This is a genomic window from Pseudonocardia pini (assembly GCF_013870575.1).
Lineage (GTDB): Bacteria > Actinomycetota > Actinomycetes > Mycobacteriales > Pseudonocardiaceae > Pseudonocardia > Pseudonocardia pini.
The window spans coordinates 1-7577 of record NZ_JACBXB010000217.1; the positions used below are offsets into that span (position 1 = coordinate 1).

At 73.9% G+C, this 7577-nt stretch carries 7 protein-coding genes; 6 read left to right on the forward strand and 1 reads right to left on the reverse strand.

All coding sequences use genetic code 11. The features are described 5' to 3' along the window. Positions 1 to 1074, reverse strand: a 1074-nt coding sequence (locus H5J29_RS14430) for a PAS domain S-box protein (RefSeq protein ID WP_181781471.1), incomplete at its 3' end; no start/stop codon positions are given. Between the two features lie 144 nt (positions 1075 to 1218). Here H5J29_RS14430 and H5J29_RS14435 point away from each other — a divergent pair. From H5J29_RS14435 to H5J29_RS14460, 6 genes are all read left to right on the forward strand, one after another. Next, a complete protein-coding gene (locus tag H5J29_RS14435) occupies positions 1219 to 2076 on the forward strand; it encodes a MurR/RpiR family transcriptional regulator (RefSeq protein WP_312858223.1) in 858 nt (285 codons plus the stop codon). 33 nt (positions 2077 to 2109) lie between these two features. Next, positions 2110 to 4209, forward strand: a complete 2100-nt coding sequence (locus tag H5J29_RS14440; protein WP_181781472.1) for an outer membrane protein assembly factor BamB family protein — start codon at positions 2110 to 2112, stop codon at positions 4207 to 4209. Next, positions 4206 to 5099 carry a carbohydrate ABC transporter permease gene (locus tag H5J29_RS14445; RefSeq protein ID WP_181781473.1) on the forward strand — a complete coding sequence of 298 codons (894 nt, stop codon included), beginning with the start codon at positions 4206 to 4208 and terminating at the stop codon, positions 5097 to 5099. Before H5J29_RS14440 ends, H5J29_RS14445 begins: the two co-directional genes overlap by 4 nt. After that, positions 5096 to 5923 carry a carbohydrate ABC transporter permease gene (locus H5J29_RS14450; protein ID WP_181781474.1) on the forward strand — a complete coding sequence of 276 codons (828 nt, stop codon included), beginning with the start codon at positions 5096 to 5098 and terminating at the stop codon, positions 5921 to 5923. The genes H5J29_RS14445 and H5J29_RS14450 overlap by 4 nt, the downstream gene beginning before the upstream one ends. A 14-nt stretch (positions 5924 to 5937) precedes the next feature. Next, positions 5938 to 7218: an extracellular solute-binding protein gene (locus H5J29_RS14455; RefSeq protein ID WP_181781475.1), complete on the forward strand. Its 1281-nt coding sequence runs from the start codon at positions 5938 to 5940 to the stop codon at positions 7216 to 7218. After that, a partial coding sequence (locus H5J29_RS14460; protein WP_181781476.1) for an ATP-binding cassette domain-containing protein occupies positions 7218 to 7577 on the forward strand: 360 nt, incomplete at its 3' end. The genes H5J29_RS14455 and H5J29_RS14460, both read left to right, overlap by 1 nt.

Here is a 7577-nt window from a genome sequence, read left to right on the forward strand (position 1 = left end):
CAGCGCGACCCGGTCCGCCGTCAGCGGCAGCAGGTCGTACCAGTCCCCGCCGAAGTGCGCGTGCTCCGCCGACGGCATGTACCGCGCGGCCGCAGCGAGCCGCCCCAGCTCGGGCAGCGCGCGCGGGAGCAGGCTGCGCTGCAGGGTCTCCGCGACCTCCCGCTCCGCCGCGAGCAACCGCTCGCGCTCGGACTCGAGGCGCCGCCGCTCGGTGACGTCCCGGCCGATCGACTGCAGCCGCCCGTCCGGCTCCTGGCGCATGCTCAGCTCCACCGGCACGGTCCGCCCGTCCCGGGTGCGCAGCTCCCACACCTCCGTCACGGGATCGCCCGCCTCGAGCCGTCGCCGCAGGTCGGCGAGTGCCTCGAGGTCCTCGGGGCGGACCAGGTCGACGAGCGAGAGGCCCTGGTACTCCGCGCGGGAGTACCCGAGCAGGGCGCAGGCGGCGGGGTTGGCGTCGACGTAGTGGCCCTCGGCGTCGGCGATCCAGATGGCGTCGCTGGCCCGTTCCACGATGGAGCGGTAGCGCGCCTCGCTCTCCCGTACCGCGGCGTCGGCGTGCACCCGGTGCAGGGACTCCCAGCACCGCACCACGACGGCGTCGAGCAGCGCCACGTCCTCGGCCGTCCAGTGCCGTGGGGTGGCGTGGTGCACGGCCATCGCGGCCACGAACCGGCCGTCCTTGTGCAGGGGTGTGCAGATCACCGCCGCGATCCCGGTGAGGTGGTAGATCTCCCGCTGGTCGGGCAGCACGCGCGGATCGGTCTCGGCGTCGTCGAGCACGTACGGCTCGTTGGCCCGCATGCAGCGCAGGGTGTCCGCGCTGAAGTCCGACATGGCCATCCGGCCGTGCAGCGGCGGCAGCCCGCGCGCATAGCCGCCGGTCATCGTGAAGTGGTCCTCGTCCGCCTCGGCCTCCGCGTAGGCGCAGCGGTCCACCCGCAGGTGTTCGCCGAGCATCCGCGCGGCGACCCGCATGATCTCCTCGGGATCGGCGATCGGCTGCAACGCCCGTTCGAGGTCCGCCACGAGGTCCGACGCCGCGGGCGACGGGGCATCGGGACCTGCGGGCACGGCAGGAGGCTACCGGCGCCCACCGACGCCCGCCGGGCCTGCACTGGAACAAGTTTCCAGTTGAACGTGGGGTGCTGGAACGTTCTTCCGTCGTTCACCCCGCCCCACGTCCGAGTTCACCGGCGCCGCCTAGCGTTCCGCAGCGTGACGACCGACCTCGCGACCACGCCCCTGCTGGAGGACATCCGGGTGCGTTCCGCCCGGTTCTCCCCCGCCGAGCAGCGGGTCGCCCGGGCCGTGGTCGGCGATCCCGCCCACGTGTTCGAGCTGTCGGTGACCGAGATGGCCGGGTACTCCGGCACCTCGGTCGGCACGGTCGTCCGGTTCTGCCAGCGCATGGGCCTGCGCGGGTTCCAGGACCTCAAGCTCCGGTTGGCCCGCGAGACCCACCCCACGGGCGAGCCGCTGCTCACCGAGGTCGCCGACGGCGACGGCGCCGGCGAGGTCCTCGGCAAGGTCCTGGCGGGCTCGGCCCGGGCGCTCACCGAAGGGGCGGGCACCGTCGACGCCGCGGTGCTCGACCGGCTCGTCGGCGTGCTGCTCGGGGCGCGCCGGATCGTGTTCGCCGCCGTGGGCACCTCGGCCCCGCTGGCCGCCGACATCGCCTACCGCCTCACCACCATCGGACTGCCCGCGACCTTCCCGGCGGACGTCCACGTGCAGCACGTCACCGCCCGGATGCTCGGCCCCGCCGACGTCCTGGTGGCCATCAGCCACACCGGCTCCACCACCGAGACCCTCGCCGTGACCCGCACCGCCGCGGAGGCGGGCGCGGTGACGGCCGCCCTCACCAGCTTCCTCGACTCGCCCCTGACCGGGCTGGTCGACCACCTGCTCGTCGCGGGCAGCCGCGAGACCTCGTACCGCATCGAGGCCATGACCAGCAGGTTGGTCCATCTCGCCGTGCTCGACGCGCTCTACGTCGCCATCGCGCTGCGCAGCCCCGGCACTGCCGCCGCGCTGCAGGCCACCGGCGACGTGCTCGTCGAGCACCGCATCTGAGCCACCCCACCCTCCACACCGGAAGGCACCGCCATGCGCGGACTCGTCCGCACACGCTCCGGGGAGCCCCGCCCCGGCGTCCTCGTCTCCGACGGCCGCTCGGTCACCACCACCGCGGCCGACGGCTCCTGGTCCCTCGATCCCCTGGGCCCCTTCGTGTTCGTGGTCCGCCCCGCCGGGTTCGCCTGCGAACCGTGGTTCGTGCGGCCCGCGGGGTCCCACGACTTCGTCCTCGATCCCGTGCCCGACGTGTTCCCCCACCGGTTCGTGCACGTCTCCGACACCCATCTCGGTGCCGGTCCGCGCTACGCGAGCCTCTACCCACAGCCCGTCGAGATCGGCACCGGCGACGTCCTGACCCGGTTCCTCACCCGGCTCCCGGAGCTGGTCCCGGACGTGGCCGCGGTCGTGGCGACCGGCGACCTCACCGACCTCGGGATCGACGAGGAGTTCGCGGCCCTGCGCGCGGCCCGCGACGCCAGCCCGGTCCCGCTGCACCTGCTGCCCGGCAACCACGACCACATGAACGGTGTGGTCGAGGGGGCGTTGAGCCGCAACGGGTACGCCCTGCACACCGCCGACCCGGCGGGCTACGAGCGGAACATCGGGCCGCGGTGGTACTCCTACGACCTGCCCGGCCTGCACGTCGTGGCGCTGGACTGGCACACCCACGAGCTCGGCATCGACCACGAGGCCCAGGACGCCTGGATCCGCGCCGACCTGGAGTCGGTTCCGGCGGGCACGCCCTGGATCCTGCTCTCCCACGACCAGCCCTGGCACTCCATCCTGGACGGTCTGCCCGCACAGCCGCTCGCCACCTTCTCCGGCCACCGGCACACCTCGCGGGTGGTCGAGGTGAACGGGACGCTGCACGTCAACACCCCCACCTCGCTGTTCGGGGCACTGGACTTCTCGCCGCCCAGCTTCCGCGAGGTCACCTGGGACGGCAGCGCGATCCGGCTGCGCACCCGGACCCTCGCCGGGACCACGGCGACGTTCACCGTCCCCCCGCTGCCGGTGCCGCGACCCGCGGTCGCCCGGTGGCGCCACCAGCTCGCGGGAGCGGTGCACCGCGCGGCGCCGCGGGTGCACGGCGACACCGTGCTCTGCGCGGTGAAGGACGAGGACCGGGCGGCCGGTGCCGTGGAGGCCCTGGACCTCGCGACCGGCACGCCGCGCTGGCGGACCGCGCTGCGCTCGTCGGTCAAGGGCACTCCGGTCGTCCACGACGACACGGTGATCGCCGTCGAGGTCTCCGGCGACACCGTCGGGCTGGACCTCGCCGCGGGCACCGAGCGCTGGCGCGCGCCGAGCCCCGACCCGTTGCGGCTCTTCGCCTTCGCCGACCCGGTGCTCGCGGGCGACGCGGTGGTCGTCGGGGACCTCTCGCACCTGCGGGCCCTCGACGCCGAGACCGGCGCGCTGCGCTGGGAGCGCACCGACCTCAGCCCGTACCAGACCATCGTGGCGCACGCGGCGCCCGTGCTCGCCGGGGACGTGCTGGTCGTGGGCTCGTGGCCCGCGCCGCAGTCCCTCGTCGGCCTCGACCCCGCGACCGGCGCCACCCGTTGGCCCGGCGAGACCGCCGCGGGCGACCTCCCCGGTCTCGGCTCGGACATCACCGCCGGGGACACCACGATCGGCACGCCCCGCCGCGATCCCAAGACCGGCGACCTGTTCGTGTCCGGCCTGGGCTTCCTGGCCCGGATCGACGCCGCCACCGGCGCGACGGTCTGGCGGCGGCCCGCGAGCCTGCCGTGGAACCCGGCGACCCCCGCGGTCACCGACCTCGGCATCGCCGCCGTCGACGCCGGACACGGGGTCGTCCTGCTGGACCGAGACGGCGGGCTCGTGTGGGAGACGCGGATCGAGGGCGACTCGCCCTTCGCGATGTCCAGCTACCGCCGCACGCCGCACCCGCTGTTCGCGGGCCCCACCCCGCTCGACGACGCGCTGCTGGTCCCGGGCCTCGACGGGGCCCTGCACGTGCTCGACGGCGCCACCGGCGCGCTGCGGCGCTCGGTGCCGCTGGGCACCCCGGTCGCGGCGCCCGCCGTCGTCGCCGGGGAGACCGTGCTGCTGGTCGGGGTGGACGGCGGGGTCCTCGCGCTGGACGCGGCGGGCCTGCGATGACCGCGGTACTGGAGCGCCCGGCCACGGCGCCCGCCCGGCCGCGGCGGAACTGGACCGCGGTCGCCCTGCTCGCCCCCGCGATGACCCTGATCGCGCTGTTCGTGGTGCTCCCGGGGGTCCTCGCGTTCGCGGGCGCGCTGTTCACGATCGACCTCACGGACAACTCGTGGGAGTGGGCCGGGCTGGACAACCTGGCCACCGTGCTGGTCGATCCCGCGGTGCAGCACTCGCTGGTCAACACGCTCGTCTACAGCGTCCTGACGATCGTGCCCAGCCTCGTCGCCGGTGTGGGGCTGGCGCTGCTGGCCCAGACCTTCACCCGCGGCCGGTCGCTGCTGCAGACCCTGTTGTTCCTGCCCTTCACCGCGAACCTCGTGGCGATGGCGGTGGTCTTCCGGTACGTGTTCGACCTGCGCGGCGGGTTCGTCAACCAGCTGCTCGCCGTGGTCGGGATCGCGCCGGTGAACTTCCTCGGCGACACCGCCCTCGCACTGCCGACGGTGGCCGCGATCGGGGTCTGGCGGGCCGCGGCGCTGGCCATGGTGATGTTCCTGGCCGGTCTGACCGCGATCCCCACCGCGGTGCACGAGGCGTGCGCCGCGGACGGCGTCACGGGCTGGACCAAGCTGCGGCGGGTCACGCTGCCGCTGCTCCGGCCGGTCACCGTGTTCGTCACGGTGCTCACGATCCTGCAGTCGGTGCAGGTGTTCGACACGATCGACGTGCTCACCGGCGGCGGCCCGCAGGGCGCCACCGAGACCGTCCTGACCATGACCTGGAAGCTCGGTTTCGAGTACTACGACCTCGGCCAGGGCGCGGCGCTGTCCGCGCTGCTGCTGGTGGTCCTGGTCGGGATCGGGATCCTGCGGCGGGGAGCGCTGACCCGATGACCGACGCCCTGCTCTGGCGGATCACGCGGATCGGCCTCGCCGTCGTCGCCGCCTCGATCGCCCTGTTCCCGTTCGTCTGGATGGTCCGGACCTCGATCGCGGCCCGGGACTCGATCACCGTCGACGGGCTGTCGCCGCTGCCCGCGACCATCGACCTGTCCAACTACGTGCGGGCGTGGGAGGAGGCGGACCTCGGCACGGCGATGCTCAACGGTGCCGTGGTCACCGTGGCGATCCTCGTGCTGCAGATGCTGACCTGCATCCCCGCGGCCTACGCCTTCGCCAAGCTGCCGTTCCGCGGCCGCGGCCCGCTGCTGCTGGTGGTCCTCGCCTGTCTGCTGGTCCCCACCCAGGCGACCGCGCTGCCGCTGTTCCTCGGCGTGAGCGGGCTCGGCCTGGCGGACACCCTGGCGGCCCTCGTCGCCCCGTTCGCCACCAGCGCGTTCGGCATCTTCCTGCTCCGCCAGCACATGGTGACCATCCCCGACGCGCTGCTCGACGCCGCCCGCGCCGACGGGCTGCGGACCCTCGCCACGCTGCGCCGCGTGGTGGTGCCCGCCGCCATGCCCGCGATCGCCACCTTCGCGGTCTTCTCGATCTTCGTCCACTGGAACGACTACCTCTGGCCGCTGCTCGTCGCCCGCGACCCGGCACTGCACACCCCGCCGCTCGCGCTCGCCGTCTTCCAGCAGGCCGACACCGGCCAGGACTTCGGCGCGCTCGCCGCCGGAGCCGTGATCATCACCGCCCCCGTCGTCGCCCTCTTCCTGCTCGCCCAGCGCCGGTTCGTCGCCGGTGTCGCCGGCGGCGAGCTCCCCGGCTGAACCAGGAGAACACCATGTCCCGCATCGGAATCGGCGGCCTCGCCGCCCTCGCGGCCACCGCCGCCCTCGTCCTGACCGCCTGCGGTGGCGGAGCCCCCGCCGCAGGCACCGCCGCGGCCGCGTCCGTGACGAGCTGCGACCCCACGGGCGTCACGCTCTCGGTCGCCTACGCCCCACAGGGCGACACGGCCGTGCAGCTCGCCAAGACCCAGCTCGAGCAGGCCCACCCGGGCCTGACGGTGCAGCTCAAGCAGTCCGGCACCAGCTCCTACGACCAGCTCACCCAGCAGATCGTCGCGGACATCGCGGCGGGCTCCCGGCCGGACGTGGCCATGGTGGGCCTCGGCCAGGTCCGGTTCTGGGTGGACCGCTACCAGCCCCAGCCGCTCGACACCGCCTCGCTCAAGCAGACCTACGACCAGCGCTTCCTCCAGATCGGCGCGGTCGACGGACAGAACTTCGTGGCGCCGTTCCAGGTGTCGGTGCCCGTGCTCTACACCAACTCCACGCTCACCCGGGGCGCGGGCGTGACCGCGGCCCCGGCCACCACGTCCGAGCTGCTCGCAGCGGCCCGGCAGGTCAAGGCGGCCACCGGTTCCGCCCCGGTCCAGCTCCCGCGCGACGGGATCGCGGACTGGGTCGCCCAGGCGATGATCCAGAGCGGCGGGGCGGCCTTCGTGAACCCCGACGGCTCCCCCGGCTTCGGCACTCCCGAGGGCGAGCGGGCCCTGTCGGTCTACGAGACCCTCGGCACCGAGGGCCTGCAGGACCCGATCAGCGCCACGGACGCGGTCACCGCCTTCACCGCGGGCAGGCTCGCCTACATGGTGACCAGCCCCGCGTCGGCCACCTCGATCAGCAAGGCGGTCAACGGGTCCTTCGAGTGGACGGTCACCGACATGCCGGTCCCGGACGGCGGTACGCCCTCGCTGCCCGCGGGCGGCAACGGCTGGATGGTGCTGTCGGAGGACCCCTGCCGCGCCGCGTTCGCGAACGAGCTGATCGCCGACATGCTGGACCCCGAGGTGATCACGCAGAGCTCGAAGGCCTTCAGCTACATCCCGGTCGACACGCAGGCCGCGGCGACCCTCGCGGCCGATCCCGCCGCCGCGACCCAGGTCGGCTACGGCTGGACCTACACCGGCACCCCGACCCCGTGGGGCGGCTGGCACGGCGACTCGACCCCGCGCGTGAACCAGTTCCTGCAGGACATGGTCCAGCGGCTCACCTCCGGTGAGCCCGTCGCGACCGTGGTGCCCGAGACCGTGCGGCGCATCTCCTCGGCGGTGAGGTGATGTCGGGGATCAGCGTGCGCGGGGTGTCGAAGCGGTTCGCGGACACCGTCGCGGTGCACGACCTCGACCTGGAGCTGGCCTCCGGCGAGAACCTGGTGATCCTCGGCCCGTCGGGCTCCGGGAAGTCCACCCTGCTGCGGATCCTCGCGGGCCTCGAGCCGCCGGACTCCGGCGAGATCGAGGTCGGGGGCGTGCCGCAGCTGGGCCTGCCGCCGCACCGCAGGGACGTCGCGATCGTCTTCCAGCACTTCGCGCTCTACCCGCACCTGTCGGCCCTGGACAACATCACCCTCGGGCTGCGGCACGGCCTCGGCCTGTCGAGGCAGGAGGCCCGGGCCCGGGCGCTCGACGTCGCCGAC

Bases quoted from the DNA above. Each gene is read 5' to 3' on its own strand.
- H5J29_RS14440 (WP_181781472.1), top strand. From the start codon at position 2,110: ATGCGCGGACTCGTCCGCACACGCTCCGGGGAGCCCCGCCCCGGCGTC.
- H5J29_RS14450 (WP_181781474.1), top strand. From the start codon at position 5,096: ATGACCGACGCCCTGCTCTGGCGGATCACGCGGATCGGCCTCGCCGTC.
- H5J29_RS14455 (WP_181781475.1), top strand. From the start codon at position 5,938: ATGTCCCGCATCGGAATCGGCGGCCTCGCCGCCCTCGCGGCCACCGCC.
- H5J29_RS14445 (WP_181781473.1), top strand. From the start codon at position 4,206: ATGACCGCGGTACTGGAGCGCCCGGCCACGGCGCCCGCCCGGCCGCGG.